The sequence below is a fragment of the Nocardia sp. NPDC052001 genome (assembly GCF_040680615.1).
Lineage (GTDB): Bacteria > Actinomycetota > Actinomycetes > Mycobacteriales > Mycobacteriaceae > Nocardia.
Genome location: NZ_JBFAXC010000001.1, coordinates 480,810 through 507,117, shown reverse-complemented (window position 1 = coordinate 507,117; position 26,308 = coordinate 480,810). Strand labels below are relative to the sequence as shown.

The following is a 26,308-nucleotide window of genomic DNA, read 5'->3' as shown; positions in this document are numbered from 1 at the left end:
CCCGCCGCGGCGAGACTTGCGGTGACGCGTGTGTGCTCGGTGCGTCGTCGGCGGCGGATCGGCGACTACCGTGACGCTCATGGCGCGGATTGTGGTGGTGGGCAGCATCAATATGGATCTGGTGACGACCGTGGGGCGGCGGCCGGAACCCGGCGAGACGGTGTCCGGGGAGAGCTTCGCACTGGTGCCCGGCGGGAAAGGCTCGAATCAGGCCATCGCGGCGCGGCGGGCCGGCGGCTCGGTGGGGTTCATCGGCGCGGTCGGGGATGACATCTTCGCCGATGAGCTGCGCGGGGTGCTTTCCGATGCGGGAGTGGAGGTTTCGCGACTGCGGCGATTGAGCGGGGCCAGCGGGGTGGCGGCGATCATCGTGGATTCCGGTGGTGAGAACAGCATTATCGTGGTGGGCGGGGCCAATGCCCGGATGACAGCGCTGGATGTCGGGGATCTCGAGGCCATCGCACAGGCCGATGTGCTGCTGTGCCAGTTGGAGATTCCGCTGCCGACCGTGCTGCGGGCGGCTCGGCACGCGCGGGCCAATGACACCGTGGTGATTCTGAATCCTTCACCGGTGCGCGAACTTCCGGATGAGCTGTGGGCCGAGATCGATATCGCGGTGGTGAACGAGGGTGAGGCGGCACAGCTCGGCGCGGTCCTGGATAGTGTTCCGCATGTGATCACCACACTCGGTGCGGACGGGGCGATCTATCGCGGTCCGGACGGAATCACGCTGCCGCAGCCGGGAGTTCGGGTCGAGGTGGTCGACACCACCGGAGCCGGGGACACGTTCACCGGTGCGCTCGCGGCGCATTGGCACGAGGGTCCGGAGATCGCGCTGGCGTGGGCGTGCACGGCGGGCGCGCTGGCCACCACGAAACTCGGTGCGAGCGTATCGATTCCGACGCAGCGCGAGATCGAGCGGCTGCTCTCCCGCTGATCTCGACGCTCGCGCGATCCTGGCCTTCGTGCCGGTTCACGCGGGATGTTCAGGCGGCCGAGATTTTCTTGCCGGTATGCATGCTGACCAGGTCGGCGAGTTGTTTTCCGGCGCGCTCCAGCGGATCGGTGGAGCGGGTGGCCAGAGACATGACGACCGCGCCTTCGACGGCCGCCACGATGGTGGTGGCCAGGGAGCGGGCGGTCTCCGGGGCGACCGATTCGGCTTCGAGGCGTTCGGCCAGGATGCTTTCCCATTCGATGAAGGTCTCCCCCGCCACATCGGCGGCTTCCGGGGATTCCGAGCGGCCCAGGGCCGCGGCCACGATGGGGCAGCCCGCGGTGAAATCGCTGGCGACCACGACCTCGCGCCACATGGCGGGGAAGGCGGCGATGACGGTGGCCAGATCGGTGCCCGCGGTGAGGGTGCGCATGAGCGCGCTGGACGCCTGGCCGGCGGTCCGGGTGGCCTCGGCGATGAGTTCGGATTTGCCGCCGGGGAAGTTCAGGTAGACCGAGCGCCGGGAGATGCCGCTGTGTTCGAGTAATTGGGCGATTCCGGTTCCGGCGATCCCTTTGCAGCGCATGAGGGCGATGGCGCTGTCGATGAGGCGGTCGCGGGCTCCCATGGACTACATCCTTCCTTGCCGTATACCGATCGGTGTACTACCGTCCGAGATATACCGATTGGTCTACCATTTCCAGTGTAGACCGCCGCCACTGACTCGACGACGAATCGGGGTCACCCATGCCTACCAAAACCCTGCACGATCCCCTGCCGCTGGCCAGTGGCCAGGTACTCCCGAACCGCTTGATGAAATCCGCGCTGAGCGAAGGACTGGGCAATTCCGCCCTCGCCCCCGACGAACGGCTGCAACGACTCTACGCGCGCTGGAGCACCGGCGGGTACGGGTTGATCGTCACCGGCAATGTCATGGTCGACGGCCGCCACCTGGGCGAACCCGGCAATGTGGCCATCGAGGACGAACGACACCTCGAAGCACTGACCAGCTGGGCCAAAGCGGGCAAAGACGGCGGCGCGAAGCTCTGGATGCAGTTGAATCATCCGGGCCGCCAGGCCAATCCCTTGGTCACCCGCAATCGCACTGTCGCACCTTCGGCCATCGGCATCAGCATTCCTGGCGTACCCACCCCGCGCGCGCTCACCGAGGACGAGATCCACGACATCATCCGCCGCTTCGGCACCGCGGCGCGGGTCGCGGAGGCCGCCGGATTCGACGGCGTGCAGGTGCACGGCGCGCACGGATACCTGGTGTCGCAGTTCCTGTCTCCGCTGTCCAATCAGCGCACCGACGGGTGGGGCGGGGATGCCGAGCGGCGTCGCCGCTTCGTGCTGGAGGTGGTGCGCGGCATTCGCGCGTCGGTGAGTCCGGGTTTCGGCGTCGGCATCAAACTCAATTCCGCCGACTTCCAGCGCGGCGGTTTCACCGAGGACGAATCGCGCCTGGTGATCGAGCAGCTTTCCGCCGAGGGCCTGGATCTGATCGAAATCAGCGGTGGCAGTTACGAATCCCCCGCCATGCTGAATCGCCCGCGCACGGTCGCGGCGAGCACCAAGGCCCGCGAGGCGTACTTCCTCGAGTACGCCGAATCCGCCCGCCAGGCCGCGGGCGCGGTGCCGATCGCGGTCACCGGCGGCTTCCGCTCGCACGCCGCCATGTCCGAGGCCATCGCCGAGGGCAACTGCGATCTGGTCGGCCTGGGCCGCCCCGCCGCCGTAATCCCCTCCGCCGCAGCCGATCTCCTCAATGGCGCGGACCGCCTGCACGCCCCCGCGATTTCGCTGAAACTGCCGCCGCAGCTCGCCTCGAACAACGGCCTCAAGGCCTTCGACGGTGCGCTGGACCTGCAATGGCATACCGATCAGCTGCATCTGCTCGGCGCGGGCAGCGACCCGGATCCAGAGCGCTCTCCCTGGCGCACCGCGGTAACCATGCTGCGCCGCAACGGTTTCGATGCCCTGCGCAGCAAACGCTCCCCCGGTTCCGCCCCCGACAAGAACGCCACCAAGTTCCGCCGCGAACGCGCCATGGGCCGCTACGTCCTGAACCCCACCGTCCGCGCCCTGAGCCGAGTCGGCGTCCGCACCGCCCTGGCCACCGAAATCGAAACGGTAGGCCGCAAATCCGGCCAACCCCGCCGCGTCCCCGTCTCGGTCCTCTTCGACGACAAGGGCGCCTGGGTCATCTCCCAGCACGGCACCCGCTCCGGCTGGGGCGCCAACCTCACCGCCAACCCCGAAATCCGCGTCCGCCAAGGCAACCAATGGCGCACCGGCACCGCCACCCTCCTCCCCGACGACGACGTAGTAGCCCGCGCCCGCACCTTCGCCCCCCACCCCCTCCTGGCCCCCCTCGTCACCAACACCTTCGCCGCCCTCCAAACCACCCCCATCACCGTCCGAATCACCTTCGCCGACTGAAACGGGCGAATTGCGTTATCGGATATTTATTTTCGTGTGATATGCTGAATGCGAAATCCAATTTTCCTGTCTAGCATCGGTTTTCCCGACGATGGTGCAGGAGAATTCTATGGATGGCGGACCCAGTAGGACCGCGATGATGGCGGCGGGTGGGCGCGCGGCGCATCTTGTGGTGGATAGTGAGCCGTATCTGTTTCGCGACACTCTGGCGGCCGAATTGCTCGGTGGGCGCGCTGAAGAGGTGCTCGGGTATCACCGGCAGTTCGGTGATCATGTGGTGCTGTGTGGGACGCGTGCGCAGGTCAACGCACGCAGCAGCTACACCGAAACACGTGCGGCTGCGGGCTTCCCGCAGTACGTGATCCTCGGCGCGGGCCTGGATACTTTCGCCTACAGATCCCCGCTCGCCCGGGAGATCGCGGTGTTCGAGGTCGATCACCCTGCCACACAACAATGGAAGCGGGAATTACTCGAAGCCGCACGAATCGATGGTGCTGCCGCACGATTCGTCGGCGTGGATTTCGAACGCGATGACCTGGCGGCGGAATTGGCCGCACACGGCTTCGACGCGCAGAAGCCCGCCCTGGTGAGCTGGCTCGGCGTGAGCATGTATTTGACCGAATCGGCGATCGCGGCAACGCTGGCGGTCCTCAGTGGATTCGCTCCCGGCACCGAACTGGTGATGGAGTACGCGCTGCCAGCCGAACTGCGCGACGAATCCGGTACCGCCTACGCCGAATTCGCACTTCCAGCCGCCGCCGAACAGGGCGAGCCATGGTTGAGCTACTACTCCCCCGAGACACTCTCCGAACTGCTGGGCAAACATGGATTCGCCGTGGCGGAACATGTTTCGCAGCGCGACGCGGTCGATCCGGCACTTTGGCGGCGCACCGACTCGCTGCACCCCGCGGATTTGTGCCGACTCGTGCGGGCTGTAGTCGTCGCGGACTGAGTGGTGCTCCCGACAACGCCGACCCGTCTGGCATCGGGTCTGCGCTGTTCGGGGGACTACAGGTTGGGGCGGACGAGGATTTGGATGTGGTCGTCGGGGTGGCGGAGGGATTCTATGGCGTCGGAGACGTCGTCGAAACCTACCTGGGTGGTGATGAGGGATTCGGCGTCTATTACGCCGTCGGCTATGCGGTGCAGGGTTTTGGCGTATTCCTCGTGGGGGTAGACCATGCACATTTGGAGGGAGATGTCTTTGTAGATGCCTACGATCGGGCGGATGACATCGTCGGTCATGATCGAGCCGATTTGCAGGATCTTGGTTTCCCTGGGGACCTTGTACATGAGGTCGTTGAGGAGGCCGGGGACGCCGGCGCAGACCCAGACGTGCAGTTGCTGGCCGGGGGAGGCCAATTCCTGCCATACCTCGACGGGGTCTTCCACGGCCGGATCCACCACGCGGTGTGCGCCCAGGCGCAGTGCGGCTTCGCGGCGGAGTTTGGACGGGTCGGAGGCGACGATGGGGGCGACGCCGCGTTCGACCAGGGCGGCCACCGCACCCAAACCGACTGGGCCGCAACCGATGACGATGCCGGTGCCCTCGGGACCGATACCGGTGCGCGCCACATTGCCGAAACCGACGGCGAGCGGTTCGGTCATCGCCGCCACGTGCGGGGGCACATGTTCGGGAATGGGCTCCAAGGCCATGGCCTGCAACACCATTCGCTCGCCGAAGCCGCCCGGGAAATCGTTGGAGTAGCCGACGCCGTGAATGCCACCGGCGGAGTCCAGCGCCCACGGCAGGGCAACGACGTTCTGGCCCTCCACGAATGGAGTGTCCGGACCCGCGCCGATAACCCGGGCCGACAGTTCATGACCCATCACCATGTCGCGGCACGGATCGAACAGGAAGGTCGGCACACCGCTGTCGCGGGATGCCTGCAGGAATTCATCGGTGTAATCGAGGGCGGCTTTATCCGAGCCGCAGATACCGCAGGCGATCGTCTCGACCAGCACCTGACCGGGACCGGGCACCGGATCGGGCACCTCGTCGACGATGAGCTTGCGATTGCGCATCACTACCGCGCGCATGTCACTTCCCTTCAGCGGGTGTCAGGGCAGCTGCCAGGGCCTGGCCGTGCCGTTCGAACGCGGCTTCCACACCCGCGCGCATACCGGACATGAGGCGTTCGCTGTTCGCGTTGGCCCAATCCAGCGAGGCGATGCGACTGCGATTCGCGCCGGTGAAATGCGGGATCACGTGCTCGGCGAACAGTTTCACCGACCGTCGGGAGGCTTCCGGATCGGCGACGTTGAGCGCCAGCACCAGGAAAGTACCGAATCCGCCGGACTGTTCGGCGAGCGCTTCGATGGCCTCGATGGCGTCATCGGGTGAGCCGATGGTGGCGCGGCCGAAGGCGGGGAAGCCGGGACCGGTCCACTGTTCGATCGCCTCGGCGGCGGTATCGCCCCACGGCACGTCCATCCCGCTGAGCCGCTTGATGTAATCCACCAAATGCCCGACGCCCCATTCGGCTTCGCGGCGCGCCTGTTCCCGGGTCTCGGCGATATGCATGGGCGCGACGAGCCGCCACTTGGACCGATCCACGGTATGCCCGCTCGCCGCCATGGCCTGTTCGTAGACCTTCCAATTCGGCAGCAGCGCTTCATATCCGGAGGGATCCGACGCCGCGAGGGACAGCAGCCCCGCGCCGTGCTTTCCGGCCAGCACCGAACCCGATGGCGAAATGGTCGATGCCACCGCCATTTCCAGTCCGCCCCGCTGATACGGCAGCAATTGCAGCCGAGCCTCATTGAGCTCGAACCAGTCCGTCTTGGCGGTGACGGCCTCCCCGCGCAGCAATCGCACGATGGTGTCCATGGATTCGTGCATCATGTCGCGCTGGCGCGGTTGCGGCACCCCCATCATGGAGGCGTCCGAGGCGAGCTGCCCCGGGCCGATGCCCATCATGACGCGACCCTTGGTGAGGTGATCGAGCAGGCAGAGCCGATCGGCCAGCATCATGGGCTGGTGGTAGGGCAGCGAATTCACGCCCGTGCCCAGCCGGATTCGGCTGGTGCGCTCGGCGGCCGCCGCGAGGAAGACCTCGGGCGCGGCGATGATTTCCATTCCGGCGGAATGATGTTCGCCGACCCAGGCTTCCTGATATCCGAGCTCATCCGCGAGCTCGACCAATTGCAGATCCCGCTGGATCTGCAATGTGGGATTGCCGTTCAACGGGTGGTAGGGCGCGATGAAGAATCCGAACCGCGTGGGTCCGGATGCAGTGGGCAGAGACAACTTTCGACGCTCCTTTGCGATGTATTCAGTTGTGCTCCGAAACGGCCGCGCCCCCGCCGGGGCTCTGGCGGAGGCGCGGCCGGGTCTGTGCGGGCGGGTCAGCCCCTAGCCCATTCGTGGCCCCAGTAGCTGTCCGCGGTCATCTCCTCGGCGACGTAGTCGTCGCCGACCAGCATTCCCTCGCAACCGAATTCGAGGTCCCAGTTGCCGGGGGTGCGGACGTAGAAGGAGATCATCTTGTCGTTGGTGTGCCGCCCCAGCGTGGAGGACAGGTGGTAGCCCGCCTTGGTGACGCGATCCAGCGCGCGGCCCACATCGTCGAGTGAGTCGACCTCGACCATGATGTGCACGATGCCCGGTCCGTCCGGACGGCTGCCCGGAATCAGCGCGAGGCTGTGATGGCGCGGGTTCACTCCCATGAAGCGAATCCAGATGGGATGTCCGGGCGGGCCGACGCGGAAGGAACCGCGCGAGGCGAAACCCAGTACCTCGGTGTAGAACTTGCGCGCGTCCTCGATATCGCGCACCGGCAGCACCACATGCCCCAGGCCCAGATCACCGTTGATGAAACGCGCGCCGTGTTTGGTCAGCACCGGGGTGTGATCGAGCAGCGGGCCGTGGAAGACCTCGATGGTGAAGCCGGACGGATCGACGAAGCTGATGGCCTCCTCGACGTGCCGGTTCGCGGCGTCCTCGACACTCAGTGTGGCGACGGCGATTCCGGCCTTCTCCAGGGTCTCGCGCACCAGGGCGAGCGAGCGGGTGTCCGCGACCTGCCAGCCGACCGCGATGACCTCATCGCGTTCACCGGGCACCAATTCCAGGCGGTAGGTGTGCTCATCGGTGCGCAGGTAGATCGACTCCGGATTGGGTCCGGTGCCTTCGGCGAAACCGATGGTGTCGAACGCGAATTCGCGCCACGCCTGCACATCCGCGATGCGGGCCCGCACGTAGCCGAGAGAGCTGAAAGCAGCCATGTTTGTACTCCTCGATATCTCAGGAATAGGTGACGGAAACGTCGTCGGTCACCGGAACCGCCTGGCAGGCCAGCACATAGCCGTCTTCCAGATCGGCGTCTTCGAGCACTTCATTGCGCCGCATGGTGACTTCGCCGGAGACCACTCGGCACACGCATGCGCTGCACGCGCCTTCCTTACAGGAGAAAGGTGCTTCCAAGCCCTTGGCGAGCAGCACATCCAACAGTGTCTGCTTGCGCGGCCAGGTGAATTCGTGGTTTTCACCGTCGAGTTCGACTTTGACGGTCGCATTGTCACCATCGGCCGCGGCGGCGTCGATATCGACGGCGGTGCCGTCGGTTTCGAAGGGATTGCCGGACAGCGAGACGAACTTCTCCGAGTGCACGCGCTTGCGATCCGCGCCGAGCGAAGCCATGGCGGCGCTCACCGCGTCCATGAACGGCGCGGGTCCGCAGACGAACGCCTCACGCTCGGCCCACGGCTTGGCCAGCGCGGCAAGCTGTTCCACTGTGGGCAGGCCCTGTACCGATTGCAGCCAGTGCAGCACCAGCAGCCGATCCGGGTGTGCGGCAGCCAGTTCCGCCAGTTCAGCGGCGAAGATCACCGAGTTCTCATGCTGGTTGGCGTAGACCAGCGTGACGTGTCCGGTGCCCTGCGCCAGCGCGGATTTCAGGATGGACAGCACCGGGGTGATACCGCTGCCGCCGCCGAACAGCAGCAGATCGGTATCCAGCGAACCGGGCGTGAACAGCCCGGCGGGTGGCAGCACATCGAGGGACATCCCCTCGACCGCGTTGTCACACAACCAGTTCGAGCCGTAGCCCTCGATCGTCCGCTTGACGGTGACCTTGAGCGGCCCATCCTCGTGCGGCGCACTGGACAGCGAATAGCACCGGCTCACCGACCCGGTCAGCTCACTCGGAATGCGCAGCGTCAGGAACTGCCCCGGCTTGTACCCGAACCGCCCGGCATGGGCGTCATCCGGCGCGAGCTCCAGCGATACCGCGTCATCGGTCTCCCGCACCACGCGCACGATCCGCACCGACGCGATGCCATCGGCCTGTTGCGCTGTCTCCAACTCGGCCTCGAGCTCGGTCGCATCCGGTTCGATGTCGGTCACGGTCATCGCCAGTTCCATTCCTGTGCTGTGTATTTCGATCAGGCCAAGGTCCGGCCGCGGGTCAGCACATCCACATCGCGGGTGCTCGAACCCAGCTCGCCCGCCGCCACCGCGGCGTCGATGCTGTCGCGCAGGGCGTGGCAGGTATGCGACCTCAGGCCGGTGGTGGAGAGCTCCGTGCAGGCCGCCACGGCGGCGTTATTCCATTGCACGCTGGTGTGCTGGGGGCTGAATTTCTCCACCAGCACGCAGGTCCCGCAGGACCGGCACGAAACCTTATCCATGGCAGTGCCTTTCAGGCGTTTGCTGCGGCGGCGGCACGCTTGGCCAGGTTGTCCGCGACTTCGGCCTCCCAGGCGGTGACCGCGCGGGTGGTGTCCACCTCGAATTCGAAGCGGGTGGTCATCTCCTCGGTGACGGCCGCGGCATCGGTGTAGAACTGCTCGTACCAGCGACGCAGCTGGTAGACCGGCCCGTCCTCCTCGCACAGCAGCGGATTGTTGATGCGCGACTTGCGCTTCCAGATATTCGCGTCCTGTTCGAAGCCCTTGCCGAGCCCGCCGACGAACTTCTCGGCGATCTCATCGGCCTGCTCGGGCGAGACGCCGGAGGGCTTCTTGGCGATCGCGCCGTACATGAGCACGAACTGGTTCTCGTTGATCGGGTAGTGGCAGTTGATCAGGTAGCCCTCGACGACGAGGCCGTTGGCGCTCTCGCTCTTGAGGTAATCGATCATGTAGGAGGGCCCGTAGTACGCCGCCTCGGATTGCAGAACGTTCTTGCCGCCCAGGGCTTTCGCGGTCGCGCCCATCATGTCCTCGCGCGATACCGAGGTCATGTACTGGCTGGCGGTGTGCCCCTCGAAGACATTCTTGAAGAACGTCGGGAACCCGTAGTGCACGTAGAAGAAGTGCGCCATATCCACCACGTTGTCGATGACCTCGCGGCAGTTGGCGTCCACTATCATCGAATTCCAGGTCCAGTCGGTCCACTGATCGTCGAACGCGGCGTCGATGCGCGGGATGGCGACCTCGGCCGGGGGCTGCTTGCCCTCCGGGTCGTTCCATACGAAGAGCTGCTTGTTCTCGACCATGGTCGGCCACGCCTTGGTGCGGGCCAGCGGCGGAACCCGGCGCGCGTACGGGATGCCGGTGCACTTGCCCTTACCGTTCCAGCGCCAATCGTGGAACGGGCAGGCCAGCGAATCACCCTTGACGGTGCCGTCGGCCAGATTGCCGCCCATATGCGGGCAGTAGGCGTTGAGCACGTTCAGGCTGCCGTCCTCGGCCGCGAACACCACGATCTCGGTGCCGAATGCCTTGATGGCGTGCGGCTTTCCGTCCCGGAAGTCCTCGGCCAGCCCCAGGCAGTGCCAGCCGCGCGCGAATCGGGTGGGCGGTGCGCCCGCGTCGATCACTCGCACTTCCGCGGCACCGTCGGTGGTGGTCATGTGAATTCCTCTCCCTTGCCTTGTATTGATGGTTGCGGCCGATGTGACGCCGGTGACAATGGCTGTCCCACTGGCCGGGAGGTTGCTACTGGTGTGCGAGACGACCGAAGGCCGCGCGGTAGAAGAGCAGCGGGGTGGCCTCGGAATGCTCGTTCAGACCGGTCACGCGGGCAATGACCACGGTGTGGTCACCGCCGTCGACCTCATCGTGGAGTTCGCAATCGATGGTTGCCAGCGCACCGGTCAGCAGCGGCGAACCGTTCTCGGAGGCAGTCCATTCGACGCCCTCGAACTTGTCCGCGCCCGGACGCCCGAGCTGACGGCAGATCTGATCCTGATGGTCGGCCAGGATATTGACGGTGAAGCGCCCGGCGCGGCGAATGCGCGGCCAGGTGCTCGAGGTGCGCGCGGGGAAGAAACTCACCAGCGGCGGATCGATGGACAGCGATGCGAAGGACTGGCAGGCGAACCCCACGGGCTTCCCCTCGTCAATGGCGGTAATCACAGTGACCCCGGAGGCGAAGCGCCCCAGCACTGCTTTGAACGCTGCCTGATCGATCTCCGTAGACACCCGATCCACCTCCAGCACCGGTTCCACGGCGACTCCCTCTTATTTCGGTTCGAAATATGGCTGCCAGTCATAACAGCAGGTCAGCGCGGGGAGGCGTCAATATCGGGGTTCGGTCACCGAGACATGAATCCGTAGAACGGGACAAAAGCTACGTAGTTCTCCCGATTCCCTCCGGTGTGGCCCAGGGCACTGTGATGGGTAGCACAAGGTCCGAACTCGATACATACCTAATCGGCATATCCCTAGACTGGATGTCTGCACCAACGGAGGCTCAAATGTCCGTCGCCATGCTCCCCTCGGCGGAAGCGCGCAACACTCACTCGCCCGTGCGCGCCAAGGAGTCTCGTAACTCCGGCGCCGAGGTTCCGGTCTCGATGATCGAGCGGATGACGCTCATTCTGGACGCATTCGACGCCTCCACCCCCACGCTCACCCTGCTCGGCCTGGTCGAGCGCACCGGTCTGCCGCGTTCGACCGTGCACCGCATCCTCGATCAGATGATCAAGCTGCGCTGGCTCGCGCACACCTCCGGCGGTTACCGCCTGGGCATGCGTGCCCTCGAACTCGGCGGACTCACCGCCGACCACAATGAGATTCGCGATGCCGTCAGCCCGCTGCTGCACGAACTGAGCCAGCGCACCGGCATGGTCGGCCACCTCGCGGTGCTCGACGGTCGCGATGTGGTCTACCTGGACAAGGCCGGCGGCCGCTTCGCCGCCAGTCTGCCCACCCGGCTCGGCGGCCGCATGCCCGCGCACGCCACCGGTGTCGGCAAGGCCATGCTCGCCTGTCTCGAGCCCAATATCGCCGAGGCCGCCCTGCGCAACCGCCTGCCGCGCCTGACCCCGCGCACCATCTGCGAGCCCGAGGCGCTCTCGCGCGAACTCGCGCAGATCCGCATGCGCCAGGGCGTTGCCATCGATCGCGAAGAGGCCGTGGTCGGAATCGCCTGTGTCGCAGCGCCGCTGCGCGGCCGGGGCACCGCACCCGCCGCACTGTCGCTCTCGGGTCGCGCCGACGGTATGAGCTATGACCGGCTGGCCCGCGTCGTGCTCGAGGTCGCGCACGAGGCCGGTCGCACGCTGTTCCCGCGTCGCGCGCACTGGCGCTGATCCAATCGGGTCCTCTTCCTTTCCTTGAACAGAAAAGGCAGTCCTATGCGGGGGCGATTCCCTTCAGCCATGACCGATGGCGCGGCGCACGGTACGAACGGCGAAGAGCCGCAGTCGATTCCGGAGCTGCCGACCACGGCCTGGGCGGTACTCGGCATGCTCTCGCACGCCGATGAACTCTCCGGTTACGACCTGAAGAAGTGGGCGGACTGGTCCCTGCAGTTCTTCTACTGGAGTCCGTCGTTCAGTCAGATCTACGCCGAACTCAAACGATTGGAGAAGCACGGTTACGCCACCTCGCGAACCGTGGTCTCCGAGGACGGCATGCGCGGCAAACGCATGTACGCCATTACCGACAGCGGCCGGGAAGCGGCCTCGCACTGGGTGAATCACTCCCCCGTCGAAGCCCCGGTGCTCAAACACAGTGTGATGCTGCGGGCTTGGCTGGGCCATCTCGCCGAACCCGATCGCATGCGCGAAATCCTCACCCAGCACATCGATTACGCGGAGAAGATGCAGCGGCGCGCGCAGATCGACGCGGACGGCGCGGACGCCAATCCGGAGTGGGCGTACCCGAGCGCGGTACTGCGGTGGTGCGTACGCCATTACGAGGCCGAACGCGAATTCGCGCAGGACCTGCTGACCGATCTGGACAAGCTGGCGAAGCAGCGTAGCCGCAAGAAAGCCACTGGTAGAGAGAATTCGAAGAATTCCCACTGAGCGGATTAGTCCATAGGCGGCGGCCCCGGGCTGTGACACGGTTCACCAATCGTGTTACCTACCCACTGGAGGACGCAATATGTCCACCTCCGTCGCCCCTGAGGTGCCCACCGGCACCATCGACGACACCGGTCGCCTCGACGGTGCGTCAAAGCTTCGGATCTTCTCCGTCCTCGCGGTGATCGTGCTGTTCACCGAGGTCGCGCCCATGCAGTACGTGATGGTCTCGGCCGCGCTGCGCCAAATCGCACCGACGTTCCCGAGCCATGGCGCGAACATCAACTGGGCCATCATCATCTTCGGCGTCGTCGGCGCCGCCACCTCGCCGATCATCGGCAAGCTCTCCGACATCGTCGGCAAGAAGCGGATGTTCCTGGTCTGCGGTGTGCTGTTCATGATCGGCTGCGCCATCTGCGCCGTCACCAGCAACTGGGGCCTGTTCCTGATCGGCCGCGGCCTGCAGGCCACCGCCATTGCGACGGCGGTCATCTCGTACGGCCTCATTCGAGACCTGATGCCGCGCAAGCTGGTTCCGGTCGGCCTCGGTGTCGCCTCCACCGGCCTCGGCGTTTCCGCGCTGGCCGGACCGCTGATCGGCGGCTGGATCGTGGAGAGCCACAGCTGGCGCGCCATCTTCTGGTTCCTGTTCGCCTTCACCGTCGTGATGATTCCGCTGGTGATCGCGATCGTGCCGGAGTCCAAGCTGCGGGTGCCACAGAAGCTCGATCTGGTCGGTGCGACCCTGCTCGGCGCGGGTCTGGTGCTCACCCTGGTCTACCTGGACAACGGGCAGCAGTGGGGCTGGAGTAAGCCGACCTCGCTGGCCTGGCTGATCGGCGGCCTCGCGCTGCTGGCCATCTTCCCGATCGTGGAAAAGCGTGTCTCGCAACCGATCATGGATATGAAGCTGCTGTTCACCCCGCGGGTGAGCGTGCTGCTGTTCATCGCGCTGCTGGCGTCGTTCATGATCGGCTACCAGTCCTACGCGACCGGCTATATGACGCAGTCGCCGCCGTCGGCGGAGGTCGTCGAGCAGGTCAAGACCGCCACCTGGGATCAGGTCAAGGCCGGTGCGCTGGCACAGGCGCAGGCGCAGGCCGAAGCGCAGGCCAAGGCCGCGCTGCCGCCGGGTGTGGAACTGCCGCCGGGTGCGGTGAAGGTGCCGCCGGAGGCCGTCTACGCGCAGCTGCCGCCGAATATGGTGGATGTGCAACTGCAGCCGGGCTATTCGTACGGTGACGGATTCAGCCTGCTGAAGTTCGCCACGCACATCACCCTCGCGCAATCCCTGATCGCCATGCTCTTCGGCTTCCTCGGCGGTCTGTGGATCCGGCGCTCGGGTGGACGGCAGCCGCTGGTGTTCGCACTGGTGATCTTCGTCGGCGCGGCGCTGGCCTACGGCGCGACCTCGCACGGCTGGGGTATGCAGGCCGCGATCAGCGCGGTGTTCGGTATCGCGTTCGGCCTCTACTACGCGGCCACACCGAATCTCATGGTCGAGGCGGTGCCCGCGGAACAGCAGGGCATCAGCGCGGGCATGCTCGGCGTCATGCAGGCCATGGGCGCGGCCCTGGGTCTGGCGGTCGCCACCGCCTTCCTCAACGCCAATCCGGTGAAGGCGGATGTGACGGTGCTGGGCGCGCCCACGGTCACCAAGGAAATCCCGATGTTGTTCGCCGACAAGGGATATGAGATCAGCTTCTACGTGATCGCGGCCACCTCGGCGCTCGCGCTGGTCGGCGCGATCATCATGAAGGCCGGTCGCTCCCCCGCAACGGGCGGTACCGCGCACTGATTCGCGGCCGGTTGTATGGCCCGGAGGCTTATTGCCTCCGGGCCATATTTTTTGTCTTCGGGCGGTATTGCCATCCGGTGACCGGGACCCCACCTCGCTGTTCCGCGCCCCGCATATTTCTATTAGGCATAACAGAGAGGTGGTCGACGATGACCGGTGAACTCGATGCCATTGTGACCGCGGTGGCCACCATCGCCGCCGGGGGCATGGTGCTCGTGGTGGATGACGAGGATCGCGAGAACGAGGGCGATCTCATCCTCGCGGCCGAATTCGCGACGCCGGAGAACATCGGCTTCCTGGTGCGCCACACCAGCGGCGTGGTGTGCGTGCCGATGGCGGGCGAGGATCTCGATCGGTTGCAGCTGCCGCCCATGGCGGCGGTCAACCAGGATCCGAAGGGGACCGCGTACACCGTGTCCGTGGACGCGATTTCCGGTGTGAGCACCGGTATTTCGGCCGCCGACCGCGCGCGCACCATGCGGGTCCTCGCCGATCCGCGCACCTCCCCCGCTGAGCTGTCGCGGCCGGGTCACGTGTTCCCGCTGCGCGCGAATCCCCTTGGCGTGCTGGGCCGCCCGGGTCATACCGAGGCCGCTGTCGACCTGATGCGGCTGGCGGGGTTGCGGCCCGCCGGTGTCATCGCCGAGGTCGTCAATGACGACGGCTCGATGGCGAGACTGCCGGAGCTGCTGATCATGTCGCGCGAGCACGGCATCCCGATCATCTCCATCGCCGACCTCATCACCCACCGCAAGAGCCTGGAGAACGGCGTCTCCCGCGTGGTCGAGACCCGCCTGCCCACCCGGTTCGGCGATTTCCAGGTGGTCGGCTATGCCGACGAGCATTCCGGCACAGAGCATTTGGCGCTCGTGTACGGCGATCCCGCCGGGGACGACACCATGGTCCGGGTGCATTCGGAATGCCTCACCGGCGACGCCTTCGGCTCCCGCCGCTGCGATTGCGGCGAACAACTCGACGCGGCCCTGGAGGCGGTGGCCGCTGCGGGCCGGGGCGTCATCGTCTACCTGCGCGGCCAGGAGGGCCGGGGCATCGGACTGCTGAACAAGTTGCGCGCCTACGAACTTCAGGACCGAGGCGCGGACACCGTGGACGCCAACGTCCAACTCGGCCTGCCCATCGACGCCCGCGAATACGGCGCGGCAGCCCGCATTCTCACCGACCTGAACGTCCGATCGGTCCTGCTCATGAGCAATAACCCCGCCAAACAATCCGGCCTGGAAACCCACGGCATCCCGGTAACGGCCCGCATCCCCCTACAGACCCAGCCCACCGAACACAACGTGCACTACCTGCGCACCAAACGCGACCGCATGAGCCACCACCTCGAGCAAATCGACGCCGCGGGTTAGCATCTCGGCACATCGGCGCAAGCCGCGCAGCAAGTTCCCCGCTGCGACGGATATCGTCGGTGCGGGCGGGATAGCATCTCGGCAGGGTCATGACGAGGAGAACTGCCATGTCGATGCCGGGGTACGGCCCGCAGGCACCGGGGCCGCGGCGGAATCGGGGGCTGCGGTCGCCGGTGGCGGTGTCCTGGATATCGGCCGGGTTGGCGCTGATCTGTGTGGCGGCCGCCATCGGGTTACTGCTGCTGTATTCCGGGGAGCAGCAGTCGGCGCGGCGCGGCGCGGATACCGAAGAGCAACTGCGGCAGGACGTCTCGGATCTGAACGCGGCGGCGGACCGGCGGGAGAAGGCGCGGCGGGCGGCGTGTGAGTTCGCGGTGCAGATGGCGACCTATGACTTCACCGATCTCGACAAATACCGCGCGGCCATGCTGGACGTTTCCACCGGGGACTGGCGGCAGACGTTCATCCAGAACTGGCCGTCGCTGCGATCATTCCTGACCCAGGCGCAAACGCGGAGCAAGCCGGGTGAAACGCGCTGCGGTCTCACCAGCTTGGCGGCGCACCACGCCGAGGTGCTGGTGTTCGTGAACCAGACGGTGGCCAGCATCGCCAATGAGACGCACTCGACTTCCATGTCCGCGCTGGCCCAGCTCGACGAGCAGGCGGACGGCCGTTGGCTGGTGAGTGAAATGAAGGTGCCTCCGGCATAGCCCCGGCGACGGTATGGTCGCCGCATGACGGCGTTCCACGCATCTCGGGCGAGCTTTCTGAGCCGCCGGGTAGTTCCCGCCTACCTGCGCGTTATTCGCGCGAATCGGCCATTCCTCACCGTCGAGCCCGCGCGCAAGCATCTGCGCGAGCGGAGTCTGCGGCCCAAGACCTACGGTCCGCCGCGGCGGCTGCGCTCGGATGTGGTGGTGTCGGTGGATCACAGCCGGGGCTGGCCGATCTACACGATCATTCCGCGCACCGGGCGGCCGCGCGGGAATGTGGTCTATATGCACGGCGGCGCCTGGGTCAATGAGATCGCACCGCAGCATTGGCAGCTGGCCGCCGATATCGCCGCCGAGGCGGGCACCACGGTGACCGTGCCGATCTATCCGCTGGTGCCGTTCGGCACCGCCGGACAGGTGATCGAGGCGGTCGCGAAACTGGTGCTGGACAACAGGTCCCGGTACGGAGAGGTCTGCCTGGCCGGTGACTCCGCGGGCGGGCAGATCGCACTGTCCGCGGCGCAGGTGCTGCGGGACGAACATCAGGTGGTGCTGCCGCGCACGGTATTGATCTCCCCCGCGCTGGAACTGTCGCTGAGCAATCCGGATATCGATGTGGTGCTGCCCGATGATCCGTGGCTGGGCAAGGAGGGCACCCGGGTATTCATCGACCTGTGGCGCGGTGAGCTGCCGCTGACCGATCCGCGGGTCAGTCCCCTGCTCGGTGAGATGCGCGGGCTTGGCCCGCTGACGGTGTTCAGCGGCACCCGCGACATCGTGCTGCCCGATACCCGGCTGCTGGTCGACAAGGCCCGCCTGGCGGGCGTCGAGGTCGAGTATCACGAGGGCGCGGGGCTGGTGCACGTCTACCCGCTCACGCCCACCCGGGAGGGACGCGTCGGCCGCGCCCAGATCTTGGGCGCGCTACGCACCGCCCTGACGCCGGTGAAAACCACTGCGCCGTAAACGAAATGCTAGGAGTGCTCGGCGAGCCACTTGCGCGCGCGAGTGGGAGACGCGCGGGAGAGCCAGGCGTCCTGGATCACCTCGGTGAGCTCGGCCAGGCTCAGCTCACCCAGCCGGGAGGAACGCACCAGTACCGAGAGATGCCCGTTGAAATGCGGCGTGGTGAAGAACGGCGAATCCGGGTCCTGGACCATGGCCTGCTTATCGGATTCGGACGGCACCCAGAAGACGATGACGTCCGGATAGCGCTCACCGGTCTCCGGATCGACGGCATCGGGTCGCGGTGTGCGGAAGAAGATGAAGGACTTCCCGCCCACCTGATAGACCGGGTTGTCCGCGACCGGCCCCCGCACGGTGGTCACGTGCGGCATGCCCTCGGCGAGAGCGTGCACATCGGCGAGCCTGGCGCGACGCGATTTCGGCGGCACCAACGCAGTCTAGCCGGGTCCGCAACAGCGCTTGACAAACGTTTACCAGACGACGCGAACTGCGTTTATGCCCCGGTGGTAGCAGGGAGCGTGACAGATCACATAGGTTGGAGCTCATGGCGCGGCGTGTCAATGGAAACCTCCCTGCCGAGGTGACTTCCTTTGTGGGCCGCCGCGACGAGCTGGCTACCGCCAAACGGCTACTGCCCACCACCCGGGTGCTGACCCTGCTCGGTCCCGGCGGTATGGGCAAGACCCGGTTGTCCCGGCAGATCGGGCAGTTGGTCGCGCGCGCGTTCCCCGATGGCGTGTGGCTGGTCGAGCTCGCCGACCTGCACGATCCGAACCTGGTCACCCTCAGCGTGGCCGAGGCGCTGAACCTGCGCGATGAGTCCACCGCACCGCTGCCCCGGCTCACCGAATTCCTCGCCGATAAGCGGCTGCTGCTGATTCTGGACAATTGCGAGCATCTCATCGAGGCGTGCGCGGCGCTGGTCGGGCGGATCATCGCCACCACACCGGATGTGCGGGTGCTGGCCACCAGCCGCGAAGTGCTGGGCATTCCCGGCGAACAGGTGATGCCGGTGCCGCCGCTCACCATTCCCGAAGCCGATACCGGGGACGAGAGCGACGCGCTGCAACTGTTCATCGAACGCGCCAGTGCCGCGAACCCGGAATTCGAAGCGACACCGGGCAATCGGGAAGTGCTGGCCGAGATCTGCCGCCGGCTCGAAGGTATGCCGCTCGCACTGGAATTGGCGGCGCTGCGCCTGCGCATGTTCACCCCGGAACAGATCCTGCACCGGCTGGACGACACCATGGGACTGCTCAGCGCCGGACCGCGCACCGCGCCCGAACGGCAGCAGACCATCGAGGGCGCGATCCGGTGGAGCTACAACCTGTGCACGCCCGCCGAACAGTCTCTGTGGGAACAGCTTTCGGTCTTCGCGGGCGGGTTCGATATCGAGGCGGCGGAGGCGGTCTGCGATCTCGGCCGGGGTTCGCTGATCGACGCGCTCACCGGACTGGTCGACAAATCCGTTGTGGCGCAACGCTATGACGGTGAGGTGGCGCGCTATTCCATGCTGGAGCCGATCCGCCAATTCGCGGCCGACCGGCTGCTCGAGCGCGGCGATATCCACACCGTGCGCGCCCGCCATCGCGCGCACTACCGGGATCTGGCTCTGCGCGGGCAGACCGCGTACTGGACCGCCGACGATGTGCAGTGGTTCCGCGAACTCACCCGCGAACACGCGAATCTCCGTGCGGCGCTGCGCTCCGGACTCGAGGACGAACCGCTCGAGACCATTGCCACGGTGACCGTGCTGCGGCCGTTCTGGGAGCACAATCGCTTCCTGTCCGAGGGCTACCGCTGGCTCACCGAAGCCCTGGAACGCAATCCGGAGCCCACCGCCGAACGCGCCAAGGCATTGTCCTCGGCCGCATCGCTGGCCGCCCTGCTCGGCGATCAGGTCTCCGCCGCGCGCCTGGTGCAGGAATGCCTGGAATTGGCTGCCACGCTGGAGGGTTCGGAGATCATGGCGGAGGCGGCGCTGGACCGCTCGCTGCTCGCCTTCGCCGAGGGCGACCGCCAGCGCTCGCTGGAATTGGGCCGCACCGCCATCGAATTGGCGGTCGAGACCAATCAGCAGGCCATCGAAATGGACAGTCACGCCTTCGCTTTCATGTGCGCCATGGTGCTGGACGCCCCCGGCCGCACCGAACTGGCGAACCGTTTCCTGGAGCTGACCACCGCCAGCGGTTCACACCTGCTGGGCGGCTTGGCCCTGTGGACCGTCGGCATCGATCACTGGCGGCTCGGCGATCTGACGGCCTCGGCCGAATTCCACGGCCGCGCGATCGAACAGCTGGCCCTGTTCGACCGCTGTGTCTGGCTCTCCTCCGCTTTCGAGGGGCTGGCCTGGACCGTCTCGGCCAATGGTGACTACGCCCGCGCCGCCCGGCTGCTCGGCGCGGCGGAATCCTTGCAGCGCAGCACCATTCGCCTGGCGCACACCATCACGGTCGCCGTCGGCGATAAGGAACGCCTCAAGGTCCGAGACGCTCTCGGCGAGGACGCCTTCCGCGCCGCCTTCGGCTCCGGCGCGAATATGCCGCTGCCCGAGGCCATCGACTACGCGCTCGGCCGCACCGTCGTCTCCGCGCAACCCGAACCCGCCGCACCCAAGCGCGCACCCCGCAAAGCCCCTGTCGCGGTGTCGGAGACGAACGTGCTGACCCGTCGAGAAAAGGATGTGGCGCGCCTGGTGGCCGCCGGGCACAGCAATAAGCGCATAGCCGCCGACCTGGTCATCTCCATCCGCACCGCCGAAACCCACGTCGAGCACATCCTCACCAAACTGGGCTTCACCTCCCGCACCCAGGTGGCAGCCTGGGCGCACGAACACGATCTCTGACCTTGAAACGGGTTACCACGCGGCCGTTTTCGGAGTAGCTTCGCAACACGTTCCAGTTTCGCCGCAGGGGCGCGGCGTGGAGTGTGTTGACAGAAGGGCTGATCGTGGCGACGGCGGACTACATCATCATCGGTTCCGGCAGTGCGGGGGCGATCATCGCGCGCAGGCTGGCCGATACCGGGGCGAGTGTCACGCTGATCGAGGCGGGACGGCGGGATAACACCAGGCTGGTGCGCAAGCCCGGAATGATCGGGCCGATGCACGCCGTGCCGCAGTTGAAGAAGATCATCGACTGGGGGCACTACACCGTCGAGCAGAAGCACGCACTCGGGCGGCGTGTACCGCAGACGCACGGCAAGGTCGTCGGCGGTTCCAGCTCGATCAACGGCATGGTCTTCGTGCGCGGGAATCGGCGCAATTTCGACGACTGGGCCGCCGAGGGCAATACCGGCTGGGCCTATGACGATGTGCTGCCGAGCTTCAAGAAGTTCGAATCGTTCGAGGACGGTGCGAACGAATTCCGCGGGGAATCCGGGCCCATCAAGGTGATTCGGGCGCGCGAGCTGACGGGCGCGTCCGAGGCGTTCATGGGTGCGCTGACCGAAACCACCGGCGCGGCGGTCAATCCCGACTACAACGGCGCGGAGCAGGAAGGCGTTTCGCTCTTCCAGCAGAGCAATAGCAACGGGCTGCGTTCCAGCACCGCTGTCGGATATCTCGACGATCGGCCGAAAAACCTTACGGTGCTGCCGAATACACAGGTCGAGCGCATTCTGATCGAGAACGGGCGGGCCATCGGCGTACAGGTCCGCACCAAGCGCGGCACCGAGACGCTGCGGGCCGAGCGCGAAGTGATCGTCAGCGCGGGCACTTTCGGCTCGGCTCAACTGCTCATGCTCTCGGGCATCGGCCCCGCCGATCACCTGCGCGCCTTCGATATCGATGTCGTCGCCGATCTGCCGGTGGGCGATAACCTGCACGATCACCTGTTCGTGCCGATGACCTTCGCCATGCCCACCGCCGTGCGGCGGTCGTCACCGGGCTACTTCGCCAGCGCACTACTGCGAGAATCGTTGCGCAACAACAGCACCTGGCTCGCGCGCAGTGTGTTCGAAGTGGTCGCGTTCCTGCGCACCCCGTATGCGGCCGAGGTGCCCGATCTCCAATTGCACGTGCTCCCCTGGAGTTACCCCGGCCCGAATCAGGATGCCCCGATCCGGCACACCCCGGACCCGCGCCAGTCGCTGACCATCATGTCGACGCTGATCTACCCGCAGAGTCGGGGCACGCTACGGCTGACCTCGGCCGACCCGGCCGCCGCGCCCGCCATCGACCCCAACTATCTCGCCGAACAGCGCGACCTGGACACGCTGGTGCACGGCATGGAGTTGATCCGCGAAATCATGGCCGCGAAATCACTCGACGGCCTGGTCGACACCGAAATCGAGCCCGGCACAAAGTATCCCGGCCGCGCCGAACTCGCCGCCGAGGTCCCGAATCGGGCGACCACCGTCTACCACCCGGTCGGCACCTGCCGCATGGGCGTGGACGAACGCGCGGTGGTGGATCCGACGCTGCGGGTGCGCGGTGTGGAAGGGCTGCGGGTCGCCGACGCCTCGATCATGCCGAGCATCGTCGGCGGCAATACCAATGCCTCCACCATGATGATCGGCGAGCACGCGGCCGCGCTCATTCTGGGTTGAGCCACACCGTCATTCGGGAACGGCGACCGCGCCGCGCGAGCCGATCAGAAGGTACGCACCGCACAGGATGAGCCACATGAGTACCGGGAACGTGGCGATGCGTTCGCCTCGACCGATTCGGAATGAAAACAGGTCTCGGCCCCGAGATCGCTGATGGCATTGCGAATCCAGCTGTACGGGGTCGTCCAGTGCGCCTGCACCACGAACAGGAATACGAAGTACTGGATGATCGACACCCAGACAGGTCCGCGGCGGGAGGCGCTACCGGCCGGATTCCGCGGCGGGAGGGCGCTTTCCGTCGGCGGCGGTGTCGAGCAGTCCGCCGAGCAGTGCGGCGGCATTGGCATCGCGGTCGAAGCGGTAACCATTGTCGGCGGCATGGCCGGAGAACAGGTGCCATACCGAGGTGGCGAGAAGTTCGGCGATGGCCTCCGGATCGGCGCGGCCGGAATCGCCCGGGGCGACGATGTATTGGTTGATGACACCCTCGACCAGGCCGATGACGCCGTGCGCGAGCGGATGGAAGGGCCGCACATCGATGCCGAGCACCGCGGTCACGGTGGAGAACCGCTGCCACACCAGCTCGGCCAGCCGCTGCCTGCCGACGACGGCGCCGGATTGCGGTGCGCTGTGACCGTGTAACCGTCCGCTCTGTTCGAACCGATAGAGCTTGGGATGGTCGGCGGCCCAGCCCACCACCGTGCGCATGAGATCGAGCAAGGTCTGCCCGACGGTCTTGGCGGGATCGAGGACCATCGCGGATTCGAACTGTTCGATCGCGCGCAGCTGGATGAATTCGCGTATACGGGCGTCCAGATCCTCGCGATTGTCGAACTGGCGGTAGAGCACCGAGCGGGCCAGTCCGGCGCGCTCGGCGATCTGCTGGATGGAGATCTCCGCGCCGGACTCATACTCCTCGATCAGCTCCACGGCGGCCTGCAGGATCAGGGTCTGCCGGGTCGAATTGTGTTCGCTCCAGCGCCGTTTATGCGACTGCTTACGGCGTTTTCGCAGGTCCATCGGCAGGTCCACGACCCGACTATACGGCGCGGCTCGCGGATTCCGGTTCCGCGCGGAACCGCGGGCGCATGGTCAGCGGACCGTCGGGACCGCCGGTGAAGGAGATCTGACGGCGGACCCGCTCGGGCGAGACGGCCTCGAATCGCAGGTGCTGTGCGAAGGTGGCGACCACCAGGGTCGCCTCCATACTCGCGAAACCCGATGCGACGCACATGCGTTTACCCGCACCGAAGGGAATGGAGGCGCGCTTCTGTTCGCGCTCCAGGTTTTCCGGCAGATAGCGGCCGGGATCGAAGTCATCGGGCCGATCCCACACCCGTTCGTGGTGGTGCACACCGTGAATGACGATGGCGACCGTCGTACCGGGCTCGATCGAATACCCGGCGAGGGTGTCCCGCTCCTTCGCAGTGCGGGCGAGGCCGATGACCGGCGGCAGCATCCGCATGGTCTCGGCGATGACCGCCTGGGTCCACGGCAGTCGTTCCAGATCGGCGGCGGTGGCGGGCCGATCGCCGAGCACCGAGTCGACCTCGGCGTAAAGCCGTTCGCGCGCCCGCGGATTCTCCGCGAGCAGCTGCCAGACCCAGGTCAAAGCCGTTGCGGTGGTTTCCATTCCGGCTCCGATGAAGGTCATCAGCTCATCGTGGATCTCCTGATCGCTGTAGCGGTAACCGGTTTCGGGATCGGCGGCGTCCATGAGCAGCGCGAGCAGATTGTCCTTGCGGTCGATGCGCCCGTCGCGATGCGCGGCGATCAACCCGTCCACCACGTTCTCGGCATGGCGCAGATCGCGCATGGCACGCGGTTCGATCACCCAGCCGGCGGCGCGCATGACCTGAATCGACCAGCGCGAGTTGGCGGCATCGCCGTCCCGGCCGGTGCGCCGGTGCAGCCAGACCGCGAAATTGTGCAGTGGATGACTGGCATTGGTCATGAAACCGCGGCCGAAGAATCGGAGCAGACGCGCCAGCACCACCTCCGACATGGGCCCGGTGATATCGGTGCCGAACATGGTGCGGGCGGTGACATCCAGTGTGAGCCGGTTCATTTCGGCATTCACATCCACGGTCCCGGTCCGCGCGGTGAGATCGCGGATACGCGCCACGGCGTCCCGGGCGGCCGCCACCATCACCGGTGCGAAGCCGTCCACATTGCGCTTACCGAAGATCGGACCCACCAGCCGCCGATTGCGCTGCCACAGTTCATCGTTCATATCGGTGACGAGGCCGCGGCCGAAGGCGACGGCCAGCATGTCGTACTCGGGGCTCTTGGCGTAATTGTTCTGGTTGGTCACCAGAATCTGCCGCGCCAGTTCCGGACTGCGGATCACCACGAATCTCTTGAACGGCACCCGCGCCACCATGACATCGTCCGCACCGGGCAGGCTCGCCACGTAGTCGAGCACGGTGTGATCGCGCACCCGGGGCAGGATTCCCAGCGCCAGGCGGGTGGACTGCCGCCAGGTGATCGGGGTGCCGTGCCATCGAATGAAGGCCGGGGTCCACTTCGGTGGGTGCATTCTCGAGGGACGGATCGCGGAATCGACATCGGCGGCCATAACCGGGCTCCCTACCAGTCGGCATGTTCTCCACATGAGACGTGATGTCCCACTCACAGTAGTGAGACACGATGCCTCGGTCAATGGTTCACCCGGTGGCCTGTGCGCGCAGATAGCGCTGTAGCGGCAGATTGGTCGTCAGCGTCGCGGCCCTGCCGAACGCCGCACGCGCGGCCTCGGGATCGCCGAGCATGTTCAACAGGTGAGCGCGGGCGGCGTGCAGGCGATGGTCATCGGCCAGGCGCGGGTCGGCTCGGAGTTTGTCGATCAGGTCCAGACCCTGTTGCGGCCCACGGGACATCGCCACGGCGACAGCGTGATTCAGAGCGATGACCGGGTTATCGGTGCGAGCCAGCAGCTGTTCGTACAGCAGGGTGATCTGCGGCCAATCCGTGGCATCGTAGGTGGGCGCCTCATCGTGCAGGGCCGCGATGGCGGCCTGGAGTTGATAGGGACCCACCGGACCGCGCGGGAGAGCCGCGGTGATCAGTGCGATGCCTTCGGCGATAGCGGCTGCGTCCCAACGGGTTCGGTCCTGCTCCGCCATCGGGACCGGGGTGCCGTCGGACGCGGCGCGAGCGTCGCGACGGGCATCGGTGAGCAGCATCAGGGCGAGCAGCCCGGCCACTTCCCCGTCCTCCGGGAGCAGTTGGAAAACCATGCGCGCCAGGCGAATCGCCTCGGCCGACAACTCCACGCGATGCAGCGCCGGGCCGGTGGTCGCGGCGTACCCCTCGGTGAAGATCAGGTACAGCACATGCAGTACCGAGGTGAGCCGGTCCGGGCGCTCGGCGGCGGCCGGGGCGGCGAACGGCAGTCCGCTCTGTTTGATGGTCGCCTTGGCGCGCGTGATGCGGCGGGTCATGGCCGACTCCTGCACCAGGAACGCCCGGGCGATCTCGGTGGTGGTCAAGCCGCCCACCGCGCGGAGCGTCAACGCCACCTGGGAAACGGGCGGTAGTGCGGGGTGGCAGCACAGGTACAGCAGGATCAGGGTGTCATCGGCCGGGGTGCTATCGGCGACCCGCGGCGGCGGTTCCCAGCGGGCGACCCGGTCCTCGCGGCGGCGGCGCGCCTGTTCCGCGCGCAGCAGGTCGGTGAGCTTGCGCGCGCCGACCGCGATGAGCCAACCGCGCGGATCATCGGGTACACCCTCGCTCGGCCATCTCGCCGCCGCCGCCAGCAGCGCCTCCTGGACCGCGTCCTCGGCGGTGTCGAAATGGCCGTAACGGCGTACCAGTGCGCCCAGGACCTGCGGCGTGAGCCGCCGCAGGTCCGAATCGGGGACGAAGGTCATTCAGAAGACCAGTTCGGTCGCGCCGTCCACAATCGGGCGGACATCGGCGTAGCCGCGACCGGCGAGATGTCCGGGGGCCGGGCACTTACCCAGCTGGACCGCGATTTCCGTTGCGCGGTCGAAGCTTTCGCACTCCACGATCCAGTATCCGGCCAGCACCTCCTGCGTTTCGGCGTAGGGACCGTCGGTGACGAAGGCAGCTCCGTCACCGTTGCCCACCCGCCGGGTGTGCACCGGCGCGGCGAGACCGCGGGTTTCGATCAGTTCGCCGGAGTCGGCCAGCTCCTGATTGGCCGCCGACATGAATTCGGTCATCGCCGCCAATTCCTCCGACGTCCACGCCGGCGTCTCGGTCGTTCCGCCCGCCATTCCGTCGTAGTCCCGCTGTGAGGCGTAAGCCAAGATCATGTACTTCATGACTGTTCCTTTCCGGCTGATCGCACCGGGAAGGCGCGATTCACA

At 66.4% G+C, this 26,308-nt stretch carries 25 protein-coding genes; 11 read left to right on the top strand and 14 right to left on the bottom strand.

Going from position 1 to position 26,308, the window contains the following annotated elements; all coding sequences use genetic code 11:
* The first annotated feature begins 79 nt into the window (after nucleotides 1-79).
* On the top strand, nucleotides 80-937 hold the full coding sequence (locus tag AB0L82_RS02350) for a ribokinase (RefSeq protein ID WP_364629762.1): 858 nt from the start codon (nucleotides 80-82) through the stop codon (nucleotides 935-937).
* Between the two features lie 49 nt (nucleotides 938-986).
* On the opposite strand, the gene AB0L82_RS02345 is transcribed toward AB0L82_RS02350, so the two are convergent.
* On the bottom strand, nucleotides 987-1,565 hold the full coding sequence (locus tag AB0L82_RS02345) for a TetR/AcrR family transcriptional regulator (RefSeq protein ID WP_364629759.1): 579 nt from the start codon (nucleotides 1,563-1,565) through the stop codon (nucleotides 987-989).
* Nucleotides 1,566-1,684: 119 nt separating this feature from the next.
* On the opposite strand from AB0L82_RS02345, the gene AB0L82_RS02340 reads away from it, so the two are divergent.
* Together AB0L82_RS02340 and AB0L82_RS02335 are read left to right on the top strand one after the other, a co-directional pair.
* A complete protein-coding gene (locus AB0L82_RS02340; protein WP_364629756.1) occupies nucleotides 1,685-3,379 on the top strand; it encodes a nitroreductase family deazaflavin-dependent oxidoreductase in 1,695 nt (564 codons plus the stop codon).
* A 109-nt stretch (nucleotides 3,380-3,488) separates the two neighbouring features.
* A complete protein-coding gene (locus AB0L82_RS02335; RefSeq protein WP_364629754.1) occupies nucleotides 3,489-4,331 on the top strand; it encodes an SAM-dependent methyltransferase in 843 nt (280 codons plus the stop codon).
* Between the two features lie 56 nt (nucleotides 4,332-4,387).
* On the opposite strand, the gene AB0L82_RS02330 is transcribed toward AB0L82_RS02335, so the two are convergent.
* From AB0L82_RS02330 to AB0L82_RS02300, 7 genes are all read right to left on the bottom strand, one after another.
* Entirely contained in the window at nucleotides 4,388-5,419 is a 1,032-nt protein-coding gene (locus AB0L82_RS02330) for a zinc-binding dehydrogenase (protein ID WP_364629751.1), read from the bottom strand.
* 1 nt (nucleotide 5,420) lies between these two features.
* On the bottom strand, nucleotides 5,421-6,629 hold the full coding sequence (locus AB0L82_RS02325) for an LLM class flavin-dependent oxidoreductase (RefSeq protein ID WP_364629748.1): 1,209 nt from the start codon (nucleotides 6,627-6,629) through the stop codon (nucleotides 5,421-5,423).
* Nucleotides 6,630-6,727: 98 nt separating this feature from the next.
* Entirely contained in the window at nucleotides 6,728-7,606 is an 879-nt protein-coding gene (locus AB0L82_RS02320) for a VOC family protein (protein ID WP_364629745.1), read from the bottom strand.
* 19 nt (nucleotides 7,607-7,625) lie between these two features.
* Entirely contained in the window at nucleotides 7,626-8,732 is a 1,107-nt protein-coding gene (locus tag AB0L82_RS02315) for a ferredoxin--NADP reductase (RefSeq protein WP_364629743.1), read from the bottom strand.
* Between the two features lie 32 nt (nucleotides 8,733-8,764).
* Nucleotides 8,765-9,010 carry a hypothetical protein gene (locus AB0L82_RS02310; protein ID WP_364629740.1) on the bottom strand — a complete coding sequence of 82 codons (246 nt, stop codon included), beginning with the start codon at nucleotides 9,008-9,010 and terminating at the stop codon, nucleotides 8,765-8,767.
* Nucleotides 9,011-9,021: 11 nt separating this feature from the next.
* Nucleotides 9,022-10,176: a Rieske 2Fe-2S domain-containing protein gene (locus tag AB0L82_RS02305; RefSeq protein WP_364629737.1), complete on the bottom strand. Its 1,155-nt coding sequence runs from the start codon at nucleotides 10,174-10,176 to the stop codon at nucleotides 9,022-9,024.
* 85 nt (nucleotides 10,177-10,261) lie between these two features.
* Nucleotides 10,262-10,774: a flavin reductase family protein gene (locus tag AB0L82_RS02300; RefSeq protein WP_364629734.1), complete on the bottom strand. Its 513-nt coding sequence runs from the start codon at nucleotides 10,772-10,774 to the stop codon at nucleotides 10,262-10,264.
* Between the two features lie 248 nt (nucleotides 10,775-11,022).
* On the opposite strand from AB0L82_RS02300, the gene AB0L82_RS02295 reads away from it, so the two are divergent.
* The 6 genes from AB0L82_RS02295 (at nucleotide 11,023) to AB0L82_RS02270 (ending at nucleotide 17,423) form a co-directional block, all read left to right on the top strand.
* Nucleotides 11,023-11,859, top strand: coding sequence for an IclR family transcriptional regulator (locus tag AB0L82_RS02295; RefSeq protein WP_364629731.1), 837 nt, complete (start codon nucleotides 11,023-11,025; stop codon nucleotides 11,857-11,859).
* A 69-nt stretch (nucleotides 11,860-11,928) separates the two neighbouring features.
* On the top strand, nucleotides 11,929-12,579 hold the full coding sequence (locus tag AB0L82_RS02290; protein WP_364629728.1) for a PadR family transcriptional regulator: 651 nt from the start codon (nucleotides 11,929-11,931) through the stop codon (nucleotides 12,577-12,579).
* Nucleotides 12,580-12,658: 79 nt separating this feature from the next.
* A complete protein-coding gene (locus AB0L82_RS02285; protein ID WP_364629725.1) occupies nucleotides 12,659-14,374 on the top strand; it encodes an MFS transporter in 1,716 nt (571 codons plus the stop codon).
* 149 nt (nucleotides 14,375-14,523) lie between these two features.
* Nucleotides 14,524-15,744: a bifunctional 3,4-dihydroxy-2-butanone-4-phosphate synthase/GTP cyclohydrolase II gene (locus AB0L82_RS02280; RefSeq protein ID WP_364629722.1), complete on the top strand. Its 1,221-nt coding sequence runs from the start codon at nucleotides 14,524-14,526 to the stop codon at nucleotides 15,742-15,744.
* 107 nt (nucleotides 15,745-15,851) lie between these two features.
* Complete coding sequence (locus AB0L82_RS02275; RefSeq protein ID WP_364629720.1) at nucleotides 15,852-16,454, top strand: hypothetical protein; 603 nt, start codon at nucleotides 15,852-15,854, stop codon at nucleotides 16,452-16,454.
* A gap of 24 nt (nucleotides 16,455-16,478) precedes the next feature.
* Nucleotides 16,479-17,423 carry an alpha/beta hydrolase fold domain-containing protein gene (locus AB0L82_RS02270; RefSeq protein ID WP_364629718.1) on the top strand — a complete coding sequence of 315 codons (945 nt, stop codon included), beginning with the start codon at nucleotides 16,479-16,481 and terminating at the stop codon, nucleotides 17,421-17,423.
* Between the two features lie 8 nt (nucleotides 17,424-17,431).
* Here AB0L82_RS02270 and AB0L82_RS02265 read toward each other — a convergent pair whose 3' ends face one another.
* Nucleotides 17,432-17,794, bottom strand: coding sequence for an MmcQ/YjbR family DNA-binding protein (locus AB0L82_RS02265; RefSeq protein ID WP_364632730.1), 363 nt, complete (start codon nucleotides 17,792-17,794; stop codon nucleotides 17,432-17,434).
* Nucleotides 17,795-17,967: 173 nt separating this feature from the next.
* Between AB0L82_RS02265 and AB0L82_RS02260 the strand changes: the two genes are divergently transcribed.
* Together AB0L82_RS02260 and AB0L82_RS02255 are read left to right on the top strand one after the other, a co-directional pair.
* Nucleotides 17,968-20,268, top strand: coding sequence for a LuxR C-terminal-related transcriptional regulator (locus tag AB0L82_RS02260; RefSeq protein WP_364629715.1), 2,301 nt, complete (start codon nucleotides 17,968-17,970; stop codon nucleotides 20,266-20,268).
* An 86-nt stretch (nucleotides 20,269-20,354) separates the two neighbouring features.
* Nucleotides 20,355-21,971, top strand: a complete 1,617-nt coding sequence (locus tag AB0L82_RS02255) for an FAD-dependent oxidoreductase (protein ID WP_364629712.1) — start codon at nucleotides 20,355-20,357, stop codon at nucleotides 21,969-21,971.
* A 44-nt stretch (nucleotides 21,972-22,015) separates the two neighbouring features.
* Here the strand turns inward: AB0L82_RS02255 and AB0L82_RS02250 are convergent, their stop codons facing one another.
* From AB0L82_RS02250 to AB0L82_RS02230, 5 genes are all read right to left on the bottom strand, one after another.
* Nucleotides 22,016-22,207, bottom strand: a complete 192-nt coding sequence (locus AB0L82_RS02250) for a hypothetical protein (protein WP_364629709.1) — start codon at nucleotides 22,205-22,207, stop codon at nucleotides 22,016-22,018.
* Between the two features lie 25 nt (nucleotides 22,208-22,232).
* Nucleotides 22,233-23,003, bottom strand: a complete 771-nt coding sequence (locus tag AB0L82_RS02245) for a TetR/AcrR family transcriptional regulator (RefSeq protein WP_364629707.1) — start codon at nucleotides 23,001-23,003, stop codon at nucleotides 22,233-22,235.
* A gap of 7 nt (nucleotides 23,004-23,010) precedes the next feature.
* On the bottom strand, nucleotides 23,011-24,549 hold the full coding sequence (locus tag AB0L82_RS02240) for a cytochrome P450 (protein ID WP_364629704.1): 1,539 nt from the start codon (nucleotides 24,547-24,549) through the stop codon (nucleotides 23,011-23,013).
* Nucleotides 24,550-24,637: 88 nt separating this feature from the next.
* Nucleotides 24,638-25,846, bottom strand: coding sequence for a DUF6596 domain-containing protein (locus tag AB0L82_RS02235; RefSeq protein WP_364629701.1), 1,209 nt, complete (start codon nucleotides 25,844-25,846; stop codon nucleotides 24,638-24,640).
* On the bottom strand, nucleotides 25,847-26,263 hold the full coding sequence (locus AB0L82_RS02230; RefSeq protein ID WP_364629699.1) for a YciI family protein: 417 nt from the start codon (nucleotides 26,261-26,263) through the stop codon (nucleotides 25,847-25,849).
* Between the last annotated feature and the right edge of the window lie 45 nt (nucleotides 26,264-26,308).